The organism is Acinetobacter sp. YH12049 (assembly GCF_013419875.1).
GTDB classification, from domain to species: Bacteria; Pseudomonadota; Gammaproteobacteria; order Pseudomonadales; family Moraxellaceae; genus Acinetobacter; species Acinetobacter amyesii.
This window is the reverse complement of record NZ_VOZH01000005.1, coordinates 66,261-90,769: the sequence shown is the minus strand read 5'-3', so window position 1 is coordinate 90,769 and position 24,509 is coordinate 66,261. Positions and strand designations below refer to the sequence as shown.

Below are 24,509 nucleotides of genomic sequence, written 5' to 3'. Positions count from 1 at the left end.
ATTTGAATATATCAGGACGACACTCAAATCACATCCTTCAAATTCGGTTATTTAAAAGATGTATACACCACATTTATTGTTTGGTCATGCTAATGTGAAACGATTACAAGGTTAACCCGACTTTAGTCTTGGCAATTTTGCTCAACTTTCTCACATGAAAAACTACAAAACGTGATTGACTTCATGAAACAATTCAAGTTAATTAGCTAAATCGTTGCAAATATGGAATAAGAACAGTGCTGAGTGATCTAGATGATTTTTATTGTTTTGCCCAAGTGGTCGAGCATGGTGGTTTTAGTGCAGCAGAACGTGCAACAGATATTCCAAAATCAAAACTGAGTCGTCGGGTCTATAACTTAGAAGAACATTTAGGTGTCCGCCTAATTCAGCGTAGCTCACGACATTTTGCTGTTACTGATATTGGTATGAATATCTATCGACATGCACAAGTCATGATGAATGCAGCTCAAGCCGCACACGATTTGGTTGATCATCTCAGTACGCAGCCGCGCGGCTTAATTAAAGTCAGCTTACCGGTTTCCATCGCACAAAATGAAATGACCAAAATTTTGCCTGAATTTTTAAAACAATATCCAGAAATTAAAGTGCAAATGATGGTGACCAATCGCCGCGTAGATATCATTAATGAAGGCTTCGATCTTGCTCTACGTGTCCGTTCAAATCTAGATGACGACCCAAATTTAGTCATTCGTAAATTTGAAACGATTGAGCAGCACTTATTTGCCAGTCAGACCTATCTGAATAAATTTGGTGAACTCAAACAGCCCGAAGACTTATCACAGCATCAAATCTTAAGTATGGCGGATGAGCATCTCGATCAACATATTATTGTGACCGATGCACAGCATCATCAGAAAAAAATTAAAGTCAACCCAACGGTAATGGGCTCTGACCTATCGATGTTAGCTGCACTAGCCTGCCAAGATTGTGGCGTGGTGTTATTACCCGACAGTATTGTGTCCGATCATGTGAAATCAGGTGCTTTGGTTCATGTATTACCTGAATGGAAAGCTGCACATGGTATTTTCCATGCTGTATATCCATCTCGTCGTGGCTTATTACCGGCTGTACGTGTTTTCATTGATTATTTAGTTGAAAAACTCAGCCAACATGAACACGCTAAATTTTAGGCAAAAAAAAGCTTACCCATGTGATGGGTAAGCGAAAACTTAAAAACTAAGTAAAATCAGAAACTACAGCAGAATCTGTAATCATATTATATAAATAAAATACATCTTTATTAAATCGTTAATAGCTCTAACTGATTTTCAGAGTTATAAGCAAAACCTTATAAATTAAGCTATAGAGAAAACCTCTTAGTCTTAAAACCTATAACGCTCATACACACTACAACTTATTAGACTAAAGTCAAAAAATATACACTTGTACAATTTAATTTAACTTCAATCCTTTAGATACAGCAGATTCAGGATTAAATTCGCGATTTAGCTTAGATTGCAGGATATGTACCTGTACCTTCTGGCCATGGAGATAGCAACTCAAAACCACTATCGGTTACAACCACCATATGCTCCCACTGTGCAGATAAAGAGCGGTCTGCAGTAATCACTGTCCAGCCATCTTTTAACTCTTTAGTTCGCGCTTTACCGCTGTTAATCATCGGCTCAATGGTAAAGACCATGCCTTTTTTTAGAATTACACCTTGACCCGGTTGACCATAGTGTAAAACGCTCGGTTGCTCATGATAAACCTTACCAATCCCATGACCACAGTATTCACGTACAATGCTGTAGCCTTCACGATGAGCAACTTGTTGAATGGCATAACCTACATCTCCCAATGTTGCTCCCGGTTTAACTGCATGAATCCCAGCAACCATGGCCTCGTAGGTAGTTTCGACTAACTTTTTAGCCGCAGGTGAAACTTCACCCACATAGTACATACGACTGGTATCACCAAAATAACCATCTTTAATGATGGCGACATCAATATTGATAATGTCGCCATCTTTCAATACGGTTTCTTTCGAAGGAATACCATGACAAACCACTTCATTCGGTGAAATACAGGTGGTTTTGGTATAGCCATAGTAGCCAACATTGGCAGGAATCACTTTAAGTGTGTTGATGATAAAATCATTACAGATATCGTCCAAATATTCAGTCGTCACGCCCGGCTTGACATACTCCCCGATCATCTCTAAAACCTGAGCAGCTAAACGACCTGAAATGCGTAATTTTTCAATATCTTGCTCGGTTTTAATCGTGATTTTGGAAGCTTTCATCTGAATATCCTCAAATTTGAATACACCGAATTATAGACCTTTTAGATTTTTTTTGTTTTATTCAGCCAATATTTCTGCATTTATTCGGCTTATAGCATCCTATTTAGTGCTGAAAATTAGAACAATTGATTTATATCTGATAAATCTTAATCGCTAAACATATTTCTATAAAAATTTTATATACAATAAATTTCTTTTATTTATCATAAATATAAATAAAACATTATTTTATCTGTCAATATATTCATGATTCGTATTATAAAAACTATCTATACGATTTATAAATTTTGCTCCAAAAACGAGCTTAATTGCACTAAAATTGCCTTTTTTCACAGTTCATCTCCCCTTTATGACAAGTCTTCGTACACGGGATATTGTTGCCTTAGGTTTTATGACCTTTGCACTGTTTATTGGTGCAGGTAACATTATTTTCCCACCAATTGTCGCACAGCAAGCGGGTGAACATGTTTGGTTAGCTGCATTTGGTTTCTTAATCACCGCAGTTGGTCTACCTGTCATCACGATTATTGCTTTGTCGCGTGTTGAAGGTTCTATTCAAGTTTTAAGTTCACCTTTGGGTAAAGCAGCCAGCATTATCCTTACTGTCGCGTGTTACTTAGCTGTTGGACCTTTATTTGCAACACCTCGTACAGCTACCGTTTCTTATGAAATTGGTTTCTCTTCTTATTTTGGTAACGGCGCAAACAGTCTGCTAATTTATAGCGTGATTTATTTTGCATTAGTGACCATTGTTTCACTTTATCCAAACAAAATTTTGGATACTGTGGGTTATTTCCTTTCACCACTCAAGATCTTAGGTCTCATTGTACTGGGTATCTCTGCGTTCTTTATCCCTGCCGGTGTGATTCCACCTGCTATTGGTAATTACGTGGCTGCACCAGTTTCAGAAGGTGTGGTCAATGGTTATTTAACCATGGATACTTTAGGCGCTTTAGTTTTTGGTATCGTGATCGTAAAAGCCATTACTTCACGCGGTGTAACGGATAGTAAGCTCGTCACTAAGTATGCTGTCATTGCCAGTATTATTTCTGGTATTGGACTTACACTGGTTTATATCAGCTTGTTCAAACTCGGTATGGGCAGCCATGATATTGCTCCAAATGCAACAAATGGTGCAGTGATCCTGCATGCATATGTACAACATGCTTTTGGTGATATGGGCGCTTATTTCCTATCTGCAATGATCTTTGTTGCATGTATGGTGACCGCGATTGGCTTGACCTGCGCATGTGCTGAATATTTCTCAGAATTGACTAAAATTCCATACAAAGTTTTTGTGTTCATTTTAGTTGGTTTCTCACTGCTGATTTCAAACTTAGGTTTAACCAAACTCATTGCAGTTTCAGTGCCTGTTTTAAGTGCGATTTATCCACCTGCGATTGCAGTTATCCTACTGAGCTTCTGCTCTAAATGGTTTATTTCACCATCACGAGTTATTGCTTCTGTTACCGCATGTGCGTTTATTTTCGGTATTTTTGATGGTTTAAAAGTGGCTGGTTTCGAAGATGCACTTCCAAGCTTTATTGCCAATCTACCACTTGCTCAACAAAATTTAGCATGGCTGATCCCTTCTGTGATTGTGCTGATTATTGCTGCTGTAATTGATAAAGTTAAAAAATAACCTTTTTTGACTTGTCTAAAATCGGAGTTTTACCCGAATGACGATTTTACCTGCGACCAATAATTGTCGAGTTTTACCCAAACTGACTTTTATTTGTCCTACTACAGCGCAATAACCCTAAGTCATTGAACTTTTTTAATAAAGTTTTATTTTCATGATGAGAAAAAAATCCAGCCCTTTGGCTACAAAATATAATAATAGTTAAAATACAAATACTTTCTGCAAAATACACCGTACACAAACTCCATGATTAAGCCCGATTCAGACTGTAAGCTAGGCGGTTTCGTGTCATAAAGCCGATATACCCGTGTTGGTATATATATTGCTTATTCATACATAGATATTATGCATCGACCATTTTACTCACCAGTCAACACCTTTAGATTCATAATATTTAGTATATGAATAAAATGATTATTCTTATACGATGATCTAACATAGTTTTATGACAAAATAATGACATTTGCTATTGAAATACTTCTAGTTTCGAAGTACAACAGTAGTTCAAACCTGACCAAAATCATGGGTTTTGGCTAAACAACAACAAGGAGGGGTGGAGATGTTATCAGTACATTTCAAAAAGCAATTCTTCATTAACGCTCTGAAGGCAAATAAGAACATGGTGACCTATACAAGCACCACTATTGCTCTCATGCTGACACTACTTATTCAAGGCTTAATACAAGGAAATTTAAGACCTGAATATTTTGCTTATGCGCTTATTGTCTCTGTAGCCTTTTATTTATGGGCAGTCATTGACCACAAATATCGAAAGCAAAAATCAACAGAATTTTAAGTTAGAAGATGGATGAGGCATCATCCATCTTGAAAAAAGAAAAGATGCCAACCCCCCACCTTCTCGTTCATTCAATCCATTTAAAAAAACAATACAAATAATTCCTAAAATAACCAGAAAATCATCAGCCTTTTCTCATAAATTTTCAATTCTGCAGAACTTAAAATTTTGTTTATATAAATTCTTCGACCTAACAATCGTCTGCACTTTAAAAGCTTTTATCTCCTTGATTAGCCTCCAATCTAATTGATACGATTTTTATTTGATACTACTTTGCTTAAAACCAAAATTTAACGATGACTCCGAAGAGCAATCCGAGTGTTGCAATTAACTCGCCAATCACCAATCCAAGCATTGCCATACTCATCATCCATTTAGGTAAATGCCATTTGCCTAAGACGTGCGGTACTTTAAATTGATTGGTGGTATCAGCTAAAAAGCCATGCAGCACATAGCTTAAAATCGAAAAGCTAAAAAAGAACAAATTGATGATTACAAAGAGTAAATTGAGTGTATGTGGAAGTGCTGAAAAATAGGCCAATACCGCCAAAATGAGCGTCGCTGGGGCGTATAACAAACTGCTCCGATGTGCGATATCTACATAATAATGCGCACGTGCCAGTTCAGACTGCCTTATTTGTGCATATTTCCACACACCTGTGAGCATACCTACCCATAAATAAATCCCACTAAAAACTATCGCAATTTTTACTGCACTCGAAAGTTGAAGCATGTCCATTTTAATTTACATCCATTGTTCAATTATACGCATTATTTTTATCTGTATTTCTTCTGCAATAGTACTTGCTTCAAACCTGTTATGACATGACTTTAGAGTCATACTCTTTTCAGGTTTCTTTTTGGAACTTGTGTAAATTAGTGACATCGGAACACACCCATGAAGTTTGAATCATGTCATCATCTGAAAAACTCACGATTCATTGCCAAGACGGCTATTCACTGAGTGCGCGCTTTTATCCGCACCAGACAGAGCTCAAACAGGCTTTACCTGTGTTGATTTGTCCAGCCACAGGCATTACCAAGCAATTTTATAATAGCTATGCAACATGGTTGAGCCAACAAGGCTATGACGTTTTAGTTTTCGATTTTCGTGGTATTGGTGAGTCGCTACACAGCCCTTTAAAACAATCGACAGCAAGTATTGTGCAATGGGGGCAGCTAGATATCCCTGCGGCAATCGACGCTTTGATCAGTAAAACGCAGGCACCTAAAGTCATATTACTCGGTCATAGCGCAGGCGGACAATTATTAGGTATCGTGCCAAATTATGACAAAGTTGCCAAAGTGGTTGCTGTTTCTGGCTCTACAGGTCATGTCAAAGATCTTAAAGGTCGCACCAAGCTTTTAGCTCCTGTGATGTTTAATGTGATCTTCCCGATTGCACGCTATACCATTGGCTATGGCCCGACCAATGCGATTGGTATGGGTGAAAATTTGCCAAAAGATGTTGCTCGTGAATGGGCTGAATTTTGTAGCAAACCCGGTTATGTCATCAACGCCTTAGGCAAAACTGTTCAGCATGATTTTCATCAACAGGTGAACTGTCCGATCACTGCCGTATGGAGCTCCGATGACGAAATCGCCACGGAAGCCAATGTCAAAGACTTGCTGCGCTTATACCCGAATGCTTCGACTCAAATGATTGAGTTAAAACCGAAAGAAACAGGTCATAAAGCCATCGGACATATGTTGATGTTTAAATCGTCACATCAAAATCTATGGCCGATCATTGAACAACAGTTACACGCTTAAGTTTTTGCCACTCAGTCAGTAATCCGGCTGAGTGGTCTTTTTATGGTCTGCACAAGATTCTCTACTTTTAGATTCATTCACACTGCCTGACAGCTTACATATTTTATTTTTCTATCTTTAAAACCTGTACTGAAGGTCCAAGTGTGCTTATTTTCTTCAGCCGACCATTGCAAAAAATGATATAACTATTTTTTCTCAATTATATTCTATTTTGGCATGAGTGAAGCACGACACAACCTCGACAGAATTGATCGTTTAATATTATCCGCATTAAGAGAAGATGGACGACTCACCATAGCCCAGCTTTCTGAACGTGTTGGTCTCTCCTCTTCGCCGTGTTGGACACGCTTAAAGCGTCTAGAAAATTTAAAAATTATCGACGGCTATACAGCCAACATCAATCCAAAATCGATTGGGATCAATGAATTATTCTTTATTGAAATCACATTAGAACGTCACGATGATGAAATTTTAGATCAATTTAGTGAAACTTTAGCCAATATGCCAGAAGTGGTAGAAGCACATTTAGTCACTGGCGATTATGATTATTTGGTGAAAGTTGCAGTTAAAAATGCTGAACACTATGAGCGTTTTTTACGTAAAAATTTATATTCTATGAAAGGTATACGCCATACCCGCTCTATTTTTGCGCTACGACAATTAAAATCTGCCAGCAGTGCTGACCTTATGATGATTGAGTAATGAGCCAATATAGATTTAATCTATAAGATGACTTTAAAATTTAAAGGCAATTGAGTTCAGCACTCAATTGCCCTATTTATGTGTTCTAATCTATATAGCCATCTTTTTTCAATTTTTTATCTGTCAAATACTCACGTATGACCAATGTTGCAATAATAATGATGGCTTCTAAGATCGCTACTGTGATGGTTATTTTGGTAAATACTTCGACACTGAGCAACACAAACCATAATTGAGAGATGGCTAATAAACCCCATAAAACTGAAATAATAAGTGCACTAAAGACACCGTATTTCATTTTTCTCTCTCCAAAACAACTACATAAGCTTCGCGCTTCCAAAAAAGCAGCATACGGCGGATATCTTTTTCCATCGTAATCACCGCCCAGCCTTGCTGTGCATTTTGATTTAAAAAATTGGTGAATTTAACAGGATCAACTTTTGAAGAGCCAAGCAGCAAAGATCCCAGCATACCTTCTTGATAGATAACAACTTTATATTCTTTCATCAATATAGTTCTTTATGGTTATAGTGAAATGAACAAATGTTCAGAGCAAAGTATAACGATCGGTTTTCCCTAAAACAACCAAGTTTTAACTGTCAATTTGCTCAGCATTTTTTTCAATTTTATGCTTTAATACACGCAGTATGAGATGAGCCTTATATGAGTATCACGCGAGTGATACGACTAGCCCCTAACCATGGGGCTTTTTATTGTTTTCTACTTAGCTCACATTGTTGTATTTCATTGTTCAATTCTGACAAAACGAGACTGTGAATTTCACATGTTTTCACAGGGTCCTGCTCATAAGCCGAATTAAACCATGCAACAGCTTTTTCAAAATCTCGCTGTACGCCTAGCCCACCTAAATAAAAACTTGCTACGCTAATTTTTCCGTTCAAATCATTTGCTTCCGCAGCCTTTAAAAACCACGGATAAGCCTTTTTATAATCAGGCTTTGCGTCAATACCTTGATAATAAATCATACCCAAACGGGACTGATATTGAGCCAAGCCTTGTTCAGCCAACAACATCGTTGGCTTTTCAGCAAGCTGCATATTTTGCTTCGTATAGTAATAATAGTCGGCCAATTGTTCGATATCTTCTTGCTTGCCTTTATTTGCAAATTCAATTAAAAGACTTTCCAATTTTTTCTCATCCCTTGGAATGAGTTCATATTTATTCATAATCAAAAGCATACGCTTTGAATCATCTAAGTTTCTTTCAGCACCGATCTCAAACCATTTTGCGGCTTCTACATAATCTACTTTTACTCCTACACCTTTGTAATACATCAATCCCAAATTTTGATTTGCAGAGCGGTGCCCTAAGGCAGAAGCACGCTTATACAGCGCTATGGCTTCAGGCAGATTAATCTCCACACCTTCTAGCCCCATATGTTTCAGTACAGCCAAATCATAAAGCGCCTGTTTATCGTTATTTTTTGCTTGAACGATGGTCTTTCGGACATCAATTTCGGCTGAAAAGGTTATAGAAAATGGAAATGCTGTTAATACAAATAGCATGAACAATTTGATGTAAGGCAAATGATATTTTAAAACTTTCATTGTTTATTATTCTTGATCAATAAGATGGTGAAAAATGAAATGCTAAAGCACTCTATCTAGATGCTTTAGCATTTTTTAAAGCTGTATATATAGTATTAACCAAAGAAGCCTATCGTTGCCTGAATGACCACAGCATTGACAATATCTACAAAGAATGCCCCTGTCAAAGGAATAATCAAAAAGGCTTTATGTGATGGCCCATAGGTATTGGTCACTGCCTGAATATTGGCAATCGCTGTCGGTGTTGCACCCAAATTTATACCACATTGCCCTGCACAAAGTACGGCTGCGTCATAGCTTTTTCCCATGATCTTAAAAGTTACAAAGTACAGATACAGTGCTAAAACGAGGGTTTGTACCAGTAAAATAATCACCAGCGGGCCTGCAAGATCTGCCAATAACCAGAGCTGCAATGACATCAGCGCCATGGATAAAAATAATGCCAAGGATGCGTTACCAAATACATCGATACAGCGATCAAACATTTCAATTTTAAAGCCAAGTTCAAGGGTGTTTCTTAAAAATACACCACACGCTAAAGCCCAAACGAAGGTAGGTAATTCAAACCACTGTCCACGAGCAAACTCTGTCATGAAATAAGCAAAGCTGATACAGATGGCAAACATCCCCATCGTTTTGACGGCATCATCTGCGGTAATTAAACGAGTTTTTTCAGGATATTCGAAAGGCGCCGTTTCAGATGCAGGCGGTGCTTCATTACGTCCTGTTGTCGGTACAAGTTCTTCTGCCAACTGAAAACGGCGGATGAGGAATTTCGCCACTGGCCCGCCCATCATGCCACCAATGACTAAGCCGAATGTTGCACTTGCCATACCGAGTACGACTGCGCCTTGTATACCATGATCTTGTTCAAAGACTGTGCCCCATGCACCTGCTGTACCGTGACCGCCAGTTAATGTGACTGAACCTGTAATTAAACCGATGAGCGGATCTAATCCTAAAATTTTGGCTAAACTGATACCAACGATGTTTTGCAGCATGACAAATACAATCACACAACCTAAAAACAGCACCAGCGCCTTTCCGCCTTCTTTGAGTTTTCCAAGACTTGCGCTCAAGCCTACCGATGTAAAGAACATCAGCATGAATATTTGCTGGATTTTGGCATCAAAATTTACGGTGATATTAAAGTTTTTAAATAATATAAATGTGATAATCGCAGCGACCAAACCGCCTGCTACAGGTTCAGGAATGTTGTATTTTTTCAGGATGGAAATTTTGTGTACGAAGAAATAACCGATAAATAAAACCAAAACCGCCACGACAATTGTCAAAAAAGCATCTAGCTCATAATTCATAATTTAATCTTAAGTGCTCAATTTTATTTATCTTTTTACATAATTATTTGATTTTTTCAGCTAGAAAAATGTAAATAAGCTATTTCCCCCCCTTCTTCTACTACACATTTTTGAAGCCTAATAAGTGAAATAAATAAAAATACTCAGCGTATGTGATGTGCTGAGCATTGGTTATTTATGACTGAATATAAAGATTTTTGAGATATTATTTTATGTCGAATACCCAGTTATGCGCCTCTTTATCACTGGTGGTTTCACAGACATAGTAATCTTGGTCCCACGCATCTTGGTTAAAGATTTCTTTTTTGAAGTAATTCACCTGTTTGCCATTTTCGACACAGACAAAGCTTTCGCCTTGGTCTTTGACTTGGGTTCCGTTAAGGAAACCGCCAATGCAGAGGAAGCGGGATTGTTTGGGCATTTTTACATCATCACTTAAATCACTAATATTTTACCGAAATCAACACCCAGTAGTAAATTCTTGATTGAAACTAGTATGAGCTACATCATCTAGATTTTTAAATAAATTGTCACCCTATCGCTTCTAAAAAAATTAAAGTCAAATATCACAATCATGGTTTTTTTTACATACTTTATCCCAGTATTCATAATCTTTTGAATTATTTAGTTTTTTATAATAAAGTCTTAAGTTATAAATAGCATCTGGATGACCATCTATTGCTAATGGCTTGATTATATTAATAGCAGTATTAATATTAGCTTCCACACCATACCCTTTAAAATATAATGTTGCTAATTGGATTTTCGCTAGAGAATAATTTTGATTTGCTGACAAAGTATACCATTTGAAAGCCTCCTTAAAATCCCCATTACCGCCATTTCCTTTAAAATACATTTGGCCAATATTAAACTGCGCATCTGGATTACCTAGCAAAGCAGCCTTCTTATAATATTTCAGTGCATTTCCCAAATCTACATCATAACCATAGCCATAATTATACATCACACCTATTAAATTAAGAGCTGGTGCGAAATTATCATTTTCAATCGTCTTAAAAATTGATGCTGCTTCTGTATAATGTCCTTGCTCTAATCGAACTCTTCCTACATTATAAATAGCTGGAATATAATTTTTATTACCAGCTTCAACATAATATTTTAATGCTAATTCTAAATTTTTATCGACATAAATTCCATTTTCATAAAAATTACCAATCTCATTTTTAGCATAGCTACTGATATTATTTACATTTTCTAAAATTAATAATTTTTTATATGCTTCTTCATACTTTTTCTTTTCCAGCATATCTTTATATTCATTCAAAGTATTTTTTTCTTGCTGTTCGGATAAAATTAATGGTTCAGATGAGCTTGAGGTACAAGAGCTTAAAAAAATTATAATAACTAAAGGTAAAAAATATATTCTAAAGTTCATAACTAATCCGTGAATTTAATATCATTTATTTCTTAATATTTTCTAAAAGTAATTTAAACCTAGTGACATATACAACTTACAATATTCTAATTAATTTAAACACGTATAAAATTCGCAATATACTTTTAATAATAAAATAAGGGCTGATAAATCAGCCCTTATTTTCAACTACTTAATCAATTAAGACAATTGAGCAGCAGCAATTTTCTTAGTATCAACATCTTTAGAAGCGTCAGTATAGTCGCTCATTTTGTCGAAGCTTAAGTATTGGTAGATGTCAGCAGACATGCTATCAATTTGAGCTGCGTATTCTTGGTACTCAGCTGGAGTTGGTAATTTACCAAGTACAGCAGCAACAGAAGCAAGCTCAGCAGAAGCTAAGTAAACGTTCGCACCTTGACCTAGACGGTTCGGGAAGTTACGAGTAGAAGTCGATACACAAGTAGTGTTCGGAGCTACACGTGCTTGGTTACCCATACATAATGAACAACCTGGCATTTCTGTACGAGCGCCAGCTTTACCATAAATGTTATAGAAACCTTCTTCCATCAATTGACGTTCGTCCATACGAGTTGGAGGAGCCAACCATAGACGAGTAGATAAAGAACCACCAGGAACTTTGTCTAGAAGTTTACCAGCTGCACGGAAGTGACCGATGTTAGTCATACATGAACCAACGAATACTTCGTCAATTTTCACGCCTTGAACGTCAGAAAGCAATTTAGCGTCATCTGGGTCATTCGGGCAGCAAAGAACTGGTTCAGTGATTGTAGAAAGGTCGATTTCGTACACTTTAGTGTATTCAGCGTCAGCATCAGCTTTAAGAAGTGATGGGTTAGCCAACCATTTTTCCATGTTTTCTACACGGCGCGCCATAGTACGAGCATCGCCATAACCTTCAGAAATCATCCATTTCAACATAGTAATGTTTGATTTAAGGTATTCAGCAACTTTCTCTTCAGAAAGCGTGATAGAACAACCAGCAGCTGAACGTTCAGCAGATGCATCAGAAAGTTCGAACGCTTGCTCAACAGTAAGGTCAGTTTCCATTTCTGTAAGGTCGATCTCAAGGATACGGCCAGAGAAGATGTTTTTCTTACCTTTTTTCTCTACAGTTAAGTCGCCTTGTTGGATCGCAACGTAAGGAATCGCATGTACTAGGTCACGTAGAGTGATACCAGGTTGCATTTTACCTTTGAACTTAACAAGTACAGACTCAGGCATGTCTAGTGGCATAACGCCAGTTGCAGCAGCAAACGCTACAAGACCAGAACCCGCAGGGAAAGAAATACCGATTGGGAAACGAGTATGTGAGTCACCACCAGTACCAACTGTATCTGGAAGAAGCATACGGTTTAACCAAGAGTGAATAATACCGTCACCTGGACGTAGTGATACACCACCACGGTTCATGATGAAATCAGGAAGCGAGTGTTGCATTTGAACGTCAACTGGTTTTGGATACGCAGCTGTGTGACAGAAAGATTGCATAACTAGGTCAGCAGAGAAGCCTAGGCAAGCAAGATCTTTAAGTTCGTCACGAGTCATTGGACCTGTTGTATCTTGAGAACCAACAGTAGTCATCTTAGGTTCGCAGTAAGTACCTGGAAGTACACCTTGACCTTCAGGAAGACCACAAGCGCGACCAACCATTTTTTGAGCTTGAGTGAAACCTTTACCAGTAGCTGCAGGTTGAACTGGAGTACGGAATAAAGTTGAAGGTGCAAGACCAAGAGCTTCACGAGCTTTAGTTGTTAAACCACGACCAACGATAAGGTTGATACGGCCACCAGCACGTACTTCGTCTAGAAGAACTGGAGTTTTAAGTTCAGATTCAGCGATTTGAGCGCCGTCTTTGAACGCAGTTACTTTAGCAGCAGCGTGGTCGATTTTAAGCGTGATTTCGTCGCCCATGTTCATGTTTTGAACATCGATTTCTACTGGCAATGCACCAGCATCCTCCATAGTGTTGAAGAAAATCGGAGCGATTTTAGAACCTAAGCAATAACCACCGTCTTTTTTGTTCGGAATGTGAGCAATTTCGTCACCAAAGAACCAAAGTACAGAGTTAGTTGCTGACTTACGAGAAGAACCAGTACCAACAACGTCACCTACGTAAGCAACTTGGTTGCCTTTCGCGATAAGCTCTTTGATTTGGCTAAGTGGACCAACTTCGCCAGGAACTTCTGGATTGATACCGTCACGTACGTTTTTAAGCATTGCGTTAGCATGTAACGGAATGTCTGGACGGCTCCACGCGTCTTGTGCAGGTGACAAGTCGTCTGTGTTCGTTTCGCCAGTTACTTTGAAAACTGTAAGTTTGATTTCTTCAGGAACGTCTTTACGGCTAGTGAACCATTCAGCATCTGCCCAAGATTGCATAACTGCTTGTGCATTCGCATTGCCCGCTTTTGCTTTATCAGCAACGTCGTGGAAGGCATCAAATACAAGAAGAGTTTTCTTAAGTGCGTCAGCAGCTAATTCACCAAGCTCTGCATCATCAAGAAGTGCAACTAAAGGAGCAACGTTATAACCACCAAGCATAGTACCTAGTAGGTAAACCGCACGTTCTTTAGTTACTAGTGGAGAAGTCGCTTCGCCTTTTGCCAAAGCAGCTAAGAAAGCAGCTTTAACGTATGCAGCTTGGTCAACACCCGCTGGAACACGGTTTTCTAGTAAATCAACTAAAAATGCTTCTTCGCCAGCTGGTGGGTTTTTTAATAATTCAACTAATGCAGCTGTTTGAGCATCGTCAAGTGGCTTCGGTGGGACTCCGAGTGCGGCACGTTCTTCAACGTGTTGGCGGTAAGCTTCTAGCACGGTGTTATTCCTCTTTTTTAAAAAATTATTTACGCATTCCTGCTTTAAATAAAGCTACGCAAATAATATGGACTGCTAAATTTTACTAAAATTCCAGTTAAAAGTTAATGCACTACAAGTGTTTCTTCGTGATGCCCGTTATTTTATAAATAAATGATCCTCATATCGGTTATACATTAAGCAAAATCAATACTTAGAACACGCTTTTCTTGCACATATTAACTTTTGACTAAAATTAACCATCAAAAAAAGGCAACTAAATGTTGCCTGTTTTTATCAGTATTGGATATTCCACCTTAGTGTACAGTGGTTGCAGTGATATATTGCTGAAGTTCTGCTCGATCGCCTGTAAATCTGAGGCACCATTCGTCCTGACATGTGGTTTGATGTTGATTACTTGCAAAGCTGATATCGACCAAATAGCGTTGAGAAAATTCATCTACTTTTTGGCGTAATGTGACTTTATCTCCAATGCTGAGCACGTAGTTCCCACCACCGATAATTGCTACGCCTTGTTCATCTTCTAGGAGTAGATCTGAGTGATGCATATAACCTATAACGTCCATATTCTGCTCCTCTACTGTTTTTTATTCTCCATTTCATTATTCATTAAAAAGATTTGCTTTTCTATATTTATGATTTAGCAAGTTGTCACAATTTGTATTTCGCTCTGCTTAGGCTATTTAAAAATCTTTAAGCATCTCATATTCAAAGTAACCCGAAGATAAATATGCATTCGCAAAATAAGCATGAACTCAATCATATGGCTAAACAACGGATAGTTACCCAGTTGTAACTACTCACTGATGAATACAGCCTTTAGGTTTTGCTTTACGCGCTTTCTCGCATAAAAAACCGTTCCTTAGAACGGTTTATAATCTGGCATTTCAGTATGCGGTGTTGCGATACATTTTTCAGTAAACTCAGCACGAATTTTTTCACGTGCTTTTTCAACATCAGTATTAATCTCAGCTTGCGGCAAGGCATAAACTTCATCAATGATGTTCAGGATAAATCCTTTGGTGGTTTCATCCTCAATTTTGTTGGCATGCTCAACTGCTTTGTCTTTTTCAATTGCATTTTGACGATCTAACATAATCGTACGTGCAGCATTACCTACACTGCGGCAGTAACCCTGCCACTGCTCTTCAGGGGTTAATGGTTTTTTTTCAGCACAGCCGACCAAAGCCACCATAACGGATAAAGCAAATAACTTTTTCATGAACTTCTCCTTACGAGGGGCAATATAAAAGATCGTAATGGATTTGTCATTTAAATTAGTCGTAGCCGAACAAACAAAAAAAGCCCTTTCGGGCCTTTTTTATGCGTTTGAATTAACCACAAGTTGCTTGAATAATCTTTTTATTGATTGGATTTACAGTGACGGTGACGCGCTCTACACGATAATCCATTGTTACTGGCTGCCCAGGTTTGACTAAACGGACAATTTGAGCTTGGCTAATCGCCTTGATCTGATCTTCTGTCAATTTTGCTTGGCCAATCAACGTCTTTGCCTTATCAGCAACACATTGGGTCTGGCTACTACGGAATAATGCCCACTCTTCAACCACTTGCCCGTTTGGCAGATGGCAATACCCTACCTGACCATTTGCTTCATCACGAATTTCAAGTTTACCTTTTTGCTCTACACAATATTGGCTGGCTGGATTTGCCATACCAATTTTTTCTGGTGTATTTTCAGTTTGCTGGGTTGTACTACAACCCGCCATAAATGCTGTCAGTGCAGCTAAAATCCATATATTTTTCATCATGTCTATTTCTGAATATAAAAATTTAACTTATCAAGTTTATGGCAACTAAACGAGTTGTTTATTGCAATTTTTAGCAATCCTTCTGCTTTCTGCGATTGGGCAGCAATGCAGCCTTTATTCAAAATACAGCACGCCATTTTCTGTGAGCCGATGATGATTTTTGCAATATTTAAAACGACTCAACTTGTCGCAGTTTTGATTTTAAAGGTTTTATTAATTTGAAATTTGACCTGCCCAACGCGTATCCTAAAAAAAGTAATTTTCTTCAAACACGCCACGTTGCGTAGGAGCAAAATATGTCAAAAAAACTGCCAATTTATTTTTCGGACCAAGCTTGGTCATCTTTGCAACAGCTCATGGGCGAAGATGGTAAACCGAGTCCCACCATCAATGCCCTGCTTGAACAGCAATCTCAAGAACCTCCTAAAGATCCATTTTTGGATTCTTCGCTCAATGTTCAGCCTGTTCAAAAAAATACCCGTATTGAACTTCCCGTTGCCTTGGAACGTATTCCTGCTGGCCCAGCTTTCGCCAATAAAGATGTTTTTGAAAAAGTCTTAGACCTGAACGATTATTTGGTGATTAACCCGCTCGCTACATTTGTTGCGCATGTCGATAGCGAGTCTTTACTCAATGCTGGCTTTGAAATTAATGATACTTTTTTGGTGGATCGAAGCTTAGAAGCCAAACATGGCGATATCGTAGTCGCACTAATTGATAATCGTGAAATCACCTTAAAGCGTTTGATGATCACCGCAAAAATGTCAAAAGAAGAAATTGCCGACATTTTTGGTGACCCTAATAAAGTCTTACCCCAAATTTGGCTGAAAGCAGAAAACCCTGCCTATGCGCATATTATCCCTTCAGATAGCGAATCTATCGTTGTTCAGGGTGTTGTGACTTTTAATTTAAAGCAATTTTATAAGCGCTCATCACACACCTAAACACAAGAATTCGTCATGAAAGCTGAAAATAAAATATTTGCGTTAGTTGACCTCAACAACTGCTACGTCAGTTGCGAGCGTGTCTTTAACCCAAAGCTCAATAATGTCCCTGTCGTCGTGCTGTCCAATAACGATGGCTGTGTTGTATCACGAAGTCAGGAAGCCAAAGACCTTGGGATTAAAATGGCTGTGCCGGTCTATCAAATTCAAGATTTAATCCAACAACATCATGTTCAGGTGTTGTCGAGTAACTATGCACTCTACACCGAAATGTCTAATCGATTTATGAATATTTTAGGCATGTATGTCGGCCCCGAAGACCGTGAAGTTTACTCGATCGATGAGTGTTTTTTAGATCTCACCGCCTATCAAGAACTGTTCGATTTAAGCCTATATGCCAAAGAAATACGAGAGACGATCCTAAAATGGCTAGGCTTAACCTGCTGTGTCGGGATTGGTCGCTCTAAAACGGAAGCCAAAATAGCCAACCATCTTGCCAAAAAAAATGCGTATTTGAACGGTGTGTGCAATTTAGTTGAAATGGACCCGTGTTCCTCAGAACAGCTCCTTGCCCATACGCCAGTCAATGAAGTTTGGGGCGTCGGTCGAAATCATACAAAAGCCCTGAATCAACTTGGCATTCATCATGTTCTAGATCTGATCAATGCACAGCCTAAAGATATTCGAAAAAAATTTAGTGTGGTGATGGAAAAAACCGTCTTGGAACTGCAAGGTCTATCTTGTCTGTCTATTGAAGAAGAAGCGCCGAGCAAACAGCAAATTATCAGTAGTCGTTCCTATGGTCAGCCAGTCTACGAACTGGAAGATATTAAAGCCTCTATTCGTGTATATATCGCGCGAGCCGTCACACGTTTAAGAGCAGATCATTCTCTATGTCGTATGGTGGGGGTTTTTATTCAAACAAGTCGCTTTAATTCTGCTGAAAAATACGCACCCTACCTGGCCATTACTCTGAATGAGCATACCGATGACTTAATTAGCATCACCCAAGCAGCAACGCGTGCCGTCGAAAAAATCTTTAAAGCGGGATTTAAATATAAAAAAGCCGGTGTAGTGTTATTAGAAATCATTCCACAGCAAAATTTCACCCCAGATTTGTTTTGCGATATGACGCGAAGACAAAGCCGTTTGAAACTCTCCGAGACCATCGAAGGTATTCAAAAAAAATTTGGACATCATTTTGTCTCGATCGGCTTAGCGCAGGACGATGCTGCAACATGGCGGATGAAAAAAAATCTGTGTTCCCCTGCTTATCTGAGTAATTGGAACGAACTGCTCCGTGTGAAATAAACCGTTTGCTTGAAATGCTACGCTGTAGTGGCGTTGATAATGTCTGCTGTTTTAACCGAAATGATCATTTGCAATTGCTGAATATTTATTTAGTATTTAAATGAATATTCATTTGTATCTTCTCCTATTTTAAATTATGTCTGATGTTCAATTAACGCTGAGCGAATACCTATCTGCGGTCAAAGAAATCATTCAATTGGCTTTTGATGATGCCGTGTGGGTCAAAGCCGAGATTCGAAATTTAAACATCAAAGGTGGACATTACTATTTAGAATTGGCTGAAAAAGAACAAGAAAGCGATAAAGTCATTGCCAGTTGTAAAGCCACAATTTGGAAATTTACTGCAAATAAAGTTGTCGGAAAATTTGAACGTGAAAGCGGTATTGAGCTCAGTCGTGACTTAAATGTCTTAGTTAAAGTGCGTGCCAAATTTGACCCGCAGTACGGCTTTTCAGTCAATATCGAAGAAATTGATTCGAGTTTTACCTTGGGTGATCTAGCTCGACGTTATCAACAAATTTTAGAAAAACTCACCAGCGAAGGTCTGATTCATAAAAATCGAAACTTGCCTGCGCCATTTGATATTCAGCATGTCTTGGTTATTGCGCCTGAAAATGCGGCTGGCTTAGGTGACTTTAAAAAAGATGCAGATGCACTACAACATGCTGGCGTGTGTGAATTTGTCTATCATGCTGCAACCTTTCAAGGGAATACCGCAGCACAAAGTATCCGAGATGCTTTAGCACTGGGTTTAAGACAATGGGCCAATGACTTTCAAACTGCGCCAGATTTGATCGTGATTATTCGTGGTGGCGGTGCTGTTAACGATCTTGCTTATCTGAATGATTATGATTTGGCTGTACTTCTATCTAAGCGTAGCGTGCCGATTTGGGTCGGTATCGGCCATGAAAAAGACCGTACAATCTTAGATGAAATTGCACATCGTTCTTTCGACACCCCGAGTAAAGTGATTGGGGGGATTCGTAATCATATTGTTGAGCGAACTCAGGAAGTTTTAGAGGCATTACAAAGCATTCAACTGCGCTCACAACATCAAATTGCTGTGTATCAAAGTCAAAATGATCAGTTACTACAAGTCATAAAGACCTTGGCACAGAGTCAAATCAATGACTCAACTCAGCTATTACAACAATACCAAGATAACACTGCTTATTTTGCTCAGTTACAACTTAAAACAGCTGCACAGAATATTGAAATACTCATGCGTGAGACTTTACTGCAAAACCCTGCTCATGTGCTTTCCAAAGGTTATGCCATCGTGCGGCAGCAAGGTCACGCCATTCGCGCAACGAAAAATCTTCAGCCTTCAACGCATTCACCGATTGAAATTGAAATGCAAGACGGCATCATCACGGCTGACATTCAACATATACAGGTAAAAAATCATGATGACTGATACTCTAAGTTTTAAAGAAGGCTATGAAGTTTTAAAACGTAATGCTGAATTACTCGAATCTCAGCAAGAACCCGATATTGATAATCTTATGAAAATCGTTGAAGAGTCGATGCAAGCCTATAAAGCCTGCAAGACTCGTGTTGAAGCAGTACAACAGGCACTGAATGATACGTTTAAAGATTGATTTCTCAATTCATTATTTGCATAAAAAAACGCAGCCTAAGCTGCATTTTTTTATATTCAAATTTTGACTTCTCTTAGAAGCGCCAGTTATAGAACAAGTCGATTGCACGCTCTAAAGACTGACTCGCTTCCAAGTACAAACGTTGATTCATTTGATAACGTAAGGTCAGTTTATTCACTGGTGTAAATACCCCGACACCATAACGAATGAATAAGTCAGGTGTGATATAACCCGTCACAGAAACCTGAGTATCATCCCCTGTTCCTTGAGCATCTAGTGCCAAACCACTCAGACCAAATGTACGACCAATTTGGTTGGTCAATGCACGTGTACCACCCAAGCCCATACTAATACCGGCAGCAGCAATCGTGTTGTTCACATCAGAACGGAAACCTTCCGCCTGACTTAAACCTGAACTTCCTTCATTAATACGACCTGTAATTAAGGCATTTAAGGCTTCTTGTTCAGACAGACCCGCATCGTTATACACCTGAATCGCAGGACTTGATGCCGTACCCGTCACACGAACCCCAACAGTACTACCTTGCACGGCTTTATTGGCATCGATATCTAAAGTTGGGTTTGCCAATGGTCCATTGAAACGAGCAATCGCACGGTTCAAGTCCAGACTTTGACCATAGGCTTCGATTTTCACACGCTGAGAAACACCGATTGCACCATTGGCACGCATTGCTGTTTCTAAACCACGTTGTGTCAAATTCAAACGACCAATCAACGGAATTCGACTATCAAAACCTTGGAAAATCACTTGATTACCAATGTTCACCTGTACATCTGCGCGAATATCCCAAGGACGTGCCGATTTTAAGATTTCAAGTTGGTTATCACCTTCATGCACCACACGTACATCTGAAGATACCCCAACCACTGTTGCAGACGATTCTGGCATCGAAATCAATGCACGCGGCACATCAATTTTACCTTTTAAGGTTAATTTCTTACTGAAAGGCAGCACATCTAAAGATAAATCAGGCGTTACAACAGCGGTGATCAATGGCGCTTGACGGACCAACATTTCATTACCCGTTAAATTCAACTGGATACGTGGATCATTTTTCCAGTCAATATTTCCGGTTAATTTGCCTACACCACGCCCACTGTTAAATGCACCATCAATCGTCGCGTAGTTTTGACGCACAGCAGAATACAACTGAATATTGGTCAAGTTTACAGGCAATGAAATCATGCTAATCGAGCCATTTTTCACTCGAATCTCACCATCCATTAAAGGCTGAGACAATGTTCCGCTAATTTTTGCCGCATAAGACAACGTACCGCCCATTGAACGGACATCTTGTATAAATGGTTTTAAGATTTTCAATTGAACTTGGTTAAAGGCCACTTCACCACGGATCGGTTTATTGGCTTTATACGGGTCAATAATAATATTGGCATAACCTGTACCAATATCTGGGGCTTTGGTATCGAGTCGAATTTGTAGCCCTTCAGCGACACTTTTCGCAATCAAACCTACTTCATCATATTTTAAAGTGGATGCTAAATACTGTGGATCTTCAGCTGCTAAACCAAGTAAACCGTCACGAGTCACTAAACGTGCATCAATTTTAGGTTTTGCACCTTTCGCCCAAGACGCTTTTGCATAACCATTCACTTTACCCGTAATCGCCAGGCCTTCAGGCATAAATGCTGCAAAATCATTTAAGTCTAGGTTCTTTGTCACAAAAGATACATTGCCGCGGTTTTTATTCACACGAATCGGCTGATCAAAACATAATTCACTTTGCTGACTCATCCAACAATGTGCGCCAACAAATAAGTCAGACTGTGCAGTGTTGTAAATAATCGATGCATTTTGACGCTGCACAAGACGTGTACGCAAGGAGTCAAAATCGCCTTTTTGAATCTGACCAAGCCAATTATTTTGTGCGTTGAAACCACCAGCTAACTGCACATAAAATTTTGATAATTTATTTTCAGCACTGACTTTTAATAAATGCGCATTACGTGTTCCTGCTAGTGAAATTTGACCTTTCACAATCTCACGGTTGTTACTACGTAAATTATCCATCGTTGCCGTTAATAAACTTGGTGAAGTCGCAGAAGTTGGCAACTCACCTTGCACCCGTATTTTTTTCACACTGAATAAATTATTAAAAGCAAAATCATCTATTGCGATATTGGCAGATGCTTGCAGTCGTGGCTGTGCTTGAACATTTAAGTAGCCATAAGCACGTCCACGTAGGCCTGCATAAATTTCATATAACGCTGGTGCATTAATTTTCAATTGTAAATTTTGTGCATTACCAGTGGCTTGAATTTGGTTATTGGCATAAGCCAACAGCAAATTATTCGCTTCAAACTGTTTTGGCATAAAGCCGGATTGATTTGAATTAATCACCATCGCCAAGTTACCTTGACCACGGACAGGTTTGTTATTGATCATACCTGCCAAATTCAGACGTTCAATTTGAATACGTTTTAGCGCATCTGACCACACACCATTGGTTTTTAAATTTCCAGATAATTCACCCCGTACATTTGAGGCAAAATAATGCGGCTTAAAATGCACCAGTGATGCATTAATATCCCAACCAATGGCTTTTTGTAGTAAAACTTGTCCATTGGCAGAAATTTTACCTGCCACGCCATCATGACGCAGCTCGGCTATTTTAATTAATTCAGGTGTACCCGATACTTTGAAAATCAAACTGCCTTTACTTGCGGCAACTTGGCTTGCATTGAGGCCACCATCATAATTCACAGCAAAAGCTTTAAAGCCTCCACCTTGTTTCTCATCATGGAAAGTCAGCGCAGCAGTAGATTGACCTGTTAAATGAACTGTTTCATTTTGCTGTGCAAGTCGGCCTAACAAATCAATATTATTCAGCTGAATAATCTGTTGATTTGGTTTTGCATAACCATTGGCTTTTAATGACCCTGTAATTTGGTCGACAGGCGCAGCAGCCACGATGGTTTGCGGATTGAACTGCTGTGCTTGTACATTGGCTTGCCACTTCAGCATGCGTTTTTCATCAGGCAATTCTACAACTGCGTTACCTTTGAGCTGACCTTTGTCGGCCACATAACTAAAGGCAGGGACATTGAGATTGTTATTTTTCAGATTCAGTTTGGCTTGATATTGTCCAGCAGGCAGAGCACCTTTTTCATGTCTTGACACGGTGGTCGCCACGTTGATGTTCTGCTGACCTTCTGTAAGCGCCAATTGCACATTGCCCGAATCACTACTCAACCATCCAACATATGGCACTGCACGGTCTATATTTTTCCAAGACACATCCATCAGCATCGGCTGAGCTTTATTATTTTTGGCAGGCGCTTGATCGAGTTTTAAATTCCAAGTTTCATATTGGTCAAAATCCACCAACGCCGTCAAGTGCATACCTTTTTCAAGGGTCCCTTTGGACGCAATCTTACTGTTTAAATTTACAGGTAGAAAATCTTGAACCACTTGCGGGATCAGCTTATGTTTTGGATTAATTTTATCCAAACGACCACTTACATCCCAAGTGACCTGATCTTTCCAACTCACCACGCCACCCAAATTGACAGCACCGCCCATCACTTGACCATTTAGGTTAGAAATATCAAGTTGGTTGACCAAGTCCGTACTCATGAGCGCAGTATATTTACCCTCAGGAATATTGGCCCCGCTCAGGTCCGTGTCTAAATCTAAATTGAGACGCTGAATATCCCCTTTGAATTTTGCCAGCCCATTTTTAGCAAAGAGCTTTTGCTCAGTCAGTAAAGGTAAATGATAGTTTTTAAATTTAAGCGCACCAAACATCGGGACATGTGGACGCATTGGATGGACCACTGCCCATCCTGTTAAAAGATCAGGCGTATGAGTTGCCACACCAGCTTGAATCGTATCAAGAGATCCTTTAGCCACCATTTGAATATCATGAATATTCAAGCTTTCACGTAGTGAAGGTAAATTGACAATCCCCACAGCATTTAGCGGATACTTGTCTTCAAACTTCATATTCCCAGACGCTTGGCGCACAGACAAATACCCCATATCCATACGGGTATCTTCGAATTTTAATTCCGTCCCTGACCAAAGCGCTTCATTTAATTCAATATCATAAAAATCCACACCTGAACTATGGGTTTTAATCAACATATGATCTAAATCTGCATGATCGACACGAAGTACGAACGGCAAACGGATTTCACTAAATACAAAAGGTTTATCGCTAGGTGGGGTCTTGGTAATAATTTGCAGATTTTTAACATCTGCCTTATTTAAATGAATTTCTTTATTAATAATGGCGCGCCAACCGAGTGTAATATCGGCACGGTCAATTTTTACATCGACAGGTTTTAGCGTAACGAGGACATTTCGTAGAATAATGCCCCGCCACAGGTTACCACCTTCATATTCATAGTGAATGATTTGCTGACGTTCCAGAACACGGTCAAGTAAAAACTTACTACCTTTGTCTGTAGAGAACATGACCGCCAATGCAGCCACCAAAAAGATAAGCACGAACACGAAGGTCAAAATGACACTTCGAAGAATACGACGCTTCTTCGGCAGTTGCTCTACCGGCGTTTCGTTTTCTGGTTCTTGCTGTTCTTGTTCAGTCATAAAAA

At 39.1% G+C, this 24,509-nt stretch carries 22 protein-coding genes; 9 read left to right on the top strand and 13 right to left on the bottom strand.

Going from position 1 to position 24,509, the window contains the following annotated elements; translation table 11 throughout:
• The first annotated feature begins 236 nt into the window (after positions 1 to 236).
• Positions 237 to 1,151, top strand: a complete 915-nt coding sequence (locus tag FTU05_RS03330) for a LysR substrate-binding domain-containing protein (protein WP_180106470.1) — start codon at positions 237 to 239, stop codon at positions 1,149 to 1,151.
• A 320-nt stretch (positions 1,152 to 1,471) separates the two neighbouring features.
• Here the strand turns inward: FTU05_RS03330 and map are convergent, their stop codons facing one another.
• Positions 1,472 to 2,266: a type I methionyl aminopeptidase gene (gene map / locus FTU05_RS03325; protein WP_180109183.1), complete on the bottom strand. Its 795-nt coding sequence runs from the start codon at positions 2,264 to 2,266 to the stop codon at positions 1,472 to 1,474.
• Positions 2,267 to 2,615: 349 nt separating this feature from the next.
• On the opposite strand from map, the gene brnQ reads away from it, so the two are divergent.
• Both brnQ and FTU05_RS03315 read left to right on the top strand, forming a co-directional pair.
• Positions 2,616 to 3,908 carry a branched-chain amino acid transport system II carrier protein gene (brnQ, locus tag FTU05_RS03320; protein ID WP_180105528.1) on the top strand — a complete coding sequence of 431 codons (1,293 nt, stop codon included), beginning with the start codon at positions 2,616 to 2,618 and terminating at the stop codon, positions 3,906 to 3,908.
• Between the two features lie 559 nt (positions 3,909 to 4,467).
• Complete coding sequence (locus FTU05_RS03315; RefSeq protein WP_078188534.1) at positions 4,468 to 4,704, top strand: hypothetical protein; 237 nt, start codon at positions 4,468 to 4,470, stop codon at positions 4,702 to 4,704.
• 277 nt (positions 4,705 to 4,981) lie between these two features.
• Here FTU05_RS03315 and FTU05_RS03310 read toward each other — a convergent pair whose 3' ends face one another.
• Positions 4,982 to 5,443: a hypothetical protein gene (locus FTU05_RS03310; RefSeq protein WP_180007847.1), complete on the bottom strand. Its 462-nt coding sequence runs from the start codon at positions 5,441 to 5,443 to the stop codon at positions 4,982 to 4,984.
• 173 nt (positions 5,444 to 5,616) lie between these two features.
• On the opposite strand from FTU05_RS03310, the gene FTU05_RS03305 reads away from it, so the two are divergent.
• Together FTU05_RS03305 and FTU05_RS03300 are read left to right on the top strand one after the other, a co-directional pair.
• On the top strand, positions 5,617 to 6,477 hold the full coding sequence (locus FTU05_RS03305; RefSeq protein ID WP_180040404.1) for an alpha/beta fold hydrolase: 861 nt from the start codon (positions 5,617 to 5,619) through the stop codon (positions 6,475 to 6,477).
• A 216-nt stretch (positions 6,478 to 6,693) separates the two neighbouring features.
• Positions 6,694 to 7,179, top strand: coding sequence for an Lrp/AsnC family transcriptional regulator (locus FTU05_RS03300; RefSeq protein WP_078188537.1), 486 nt, complete (start codon positions 6,694 to 6,696; stop codon positions 7,177 to 7,179).
• A gap of 85 nt (positions 7,180 to 7,264) precedes the next feature.
• Here FTU05_RS03300 and FTU05_RS03295 read toward each other — a convergent pair whose 3' ends face one another.
• The 10 genes from FTU05_RS03295 to FTU05_RS03250 all read right to left on the bottom strand — a co-directional run bounded on the left by FTU05_RS03295 (position 7,265) and on the right by FTU05_RS03250 (position 16,051).
• Positions 7,265 to 7,477 carry a hypothetical protein gene (locus FTU05_RS03295; RefSeq protein ID WP_111884970.1) on the bottom strand — a complete coding sequence of 71 codons (213 nt, stop codon included), beginning with the start codon at positions 7,475 to 7,477 and terminating at the stop codon, positions 7,265 to 7,267.
• Positions 7,474 to 7,686 carry a DUF4177 domain-containing protein gene (locus FTU05_RS03290; RefSeq protein ID WP_078193931.1) on the bottom strand — a complete coding sequence of 71 codons (213 nt, stop codon included), beginning with the start codon at positions 7,684 to 7,686 and terminating at the stop codon, positions 7,474 to 7,476. The genes FTU05_RS03295 and FTU05_RS03290 overlap by 4 nt, the downstream gene beginning before the upstream one ends.
• 203 nt (positions 7,687 to 7,889) lie before the next feature.
• On the bottom strand, positions 7,890 to 8,747 hold the full coding sequence (locus FTU05_RS03285) for a tetratricopeptide repeat protein (protein ID WP_180105529.1): 858 nt from the start codon (positions 8,745 to 8,747) through the stop codon (positions 7,890 to 7,892).
• A gap of 95 nt (positions 8,748 to 8,842) precedes the next feature.
• Positions 8,843 to 10,066: a sodium/glutamate symporter gene (gene gltS / locus FTU05_RS03280; protein WP_180011287.1), complete on the bottom strand. Its 1,224-nt coding sequence runs from the start codon at positions 10,064 to 10,066 to the stop codon at positions 8,843 to 8,845.
• Between the two features lie 205 nt (positions 10,067 to 10,271).
• Positions 10,272 to 10,487 carry a hypothetical protein gene (locus tag FTU05_RS03275; RefSeq protein ID WP_180105530.1) on the bottom strand — a complete coding sequence of 72 codons (216 nt, stop codon included), beginning with the start codon at positions 10,485 to 10,487 and terminating at the stop codon, positions 10,272 to 10,274.
• Positions 10,488 to 10,625: 138 nt separating this feature from the next.
• Complete coding sequence (locus tag FTU05_RS03270; RefSeq protein WP_180105531.1) at positions 10,626 to 11,462, bottom strand: tetratricopeptide repeat protein; 837 nt, start codon at positions 11,460 to 11,462, stop codon at positions 10,626 to 10,628.
• Between the two features lie 180 nt (positions 11,463 to 11,642).
• Positions 11,643 to 14,282 carry a bifunctional aconitate hydratase 2/2-methylisocitrate dehydratase gene (locus FTU05_RS03265; RefSeq protein ID WP_180105532.1) on the bottom strand — a complete coding sequence of 880 codons (2,640 nt, stop codon included), beginning with the start codon at positions 14,280 to 14,282 and terminating at the stop codon, positions 11,643 to 11,645.
• 296 nt (positions 14,283 to 14,578) lie between these two features.
• Positions 14,579 to 14,848, bottom strand: a complete 270-nt coding sequence (locus FTU05_RS03260; protein WP_078189189.1) for a hypothetical protein — start codon at positions 14,846 to 14,848, stop codon at positions 14,579 to 14,581.
• A gap of 296 nt (positions 14,849 to 15,144) precedes the next feature.
• Positions 15,145 to 15,504, bottom strand: coding sequence for a hypothetical protein (locus tag FTU05_RS03255; protein ID WP_078193938.1), 360 nt, complete (start codon positions 15,502 to 15,504; stop codon positions 15,145 to 15,147).
• Positions 15,505 to 15,616: 112 nt separating this feature from the next.
• Complete coding sequence (locus FTU05_RS03250; protein WP_373685258.1) at positions 15,617 to 16,051, bottom strand: I78 family peptidase inhibitor; 435 nt, start codon at positions 16,049 to 16,051, stop codon at positions 15,617 to 15,619.
• Between the two features lie 299 nt (positions 16,052 to 16,350).
• Between FTU05_RS03250 and FTU05_RS03245 the strand changes: the two genes are divergently transcribed.
• From FTU05_RS03245 to xseB, 4 genes are all read left to right on the top strand, one after another.
• Positions 16,351 to 16,998 carry a LexA family transcriptional regulator gene (locus tag FTU05_RS03245; RefSeq protein ID WP_180105534.1) on the top strand — a complete coding sequence of 216 codons (648 nt, stop codon included), beginning with the start codon at positions 16,351 to 16,353 and terminating at the stop codon, positions 16,996 to 16,998.
• A 15-nt stretch (positions 16,999 to 17,013) separates the two neighbouring features.
• The gene (locus FTU05_RS03240) at positions 17,014 to 18,309 is read left to right on the top strand and encodes a Y-family DNA polymerase (RefSeq protein ID WP_180105535.1); all 1,296 of its coding nucleotides are present in this window, start codon (positions 17,014 to 17,016) and stop codon (positions 18,307 to 18,309) included.
• A 136-nt stretch (positions 18,310 to 18,445) separates the two neighbouring features.
• Positions 18,446 to 19,726 carry an exodeoxyribonuclease VII large subunit gene (gene xseA / locus FTU05_RS03235; protein ID WP_180105536.1) on the top strand — a complete coding sequence of 427 codons (1,281 nt, stop codon included), beginning with the start codon at positions 18,446 to 18,448 and terminating at the stop codon, positions 19,724 to 19,726.
• Positions 19,716 to 19,910 (top strand): exodeoxyribonuclease VII small subunit, encoded by a 195-nt coding sequence (gene xseB / locus FTU05_RS03230; protein ID WP_180105537.1) that lies wholly within the window; start codon positions 19,716 to 19,718, stop codon positions 19,908 to 19,910. Before xseA ends, xseB begins: the two co-directional genes overlap by 11 nt.
• 73 nt (positions 19,911 to 19,983) lie before the next feature.
• Here the strand turns inward: xseB and FTU05_RS03225 are convergent, their stop codons facing one another.
• On the bottom strand, positions 19,984 to 24,504 hold the full coding sequence (locus FTU05_RS03225) for a translocation/assembly module TamB domain-containing protein (protein ID WP_180105538.1): 4,521 nt from the start codon (positions 24,502 to 24,504) through the stop codon (positions 19,984 to 19,986).
• Positions 24,505 to 24,509 lie beyond the last annotated feature (5 nt).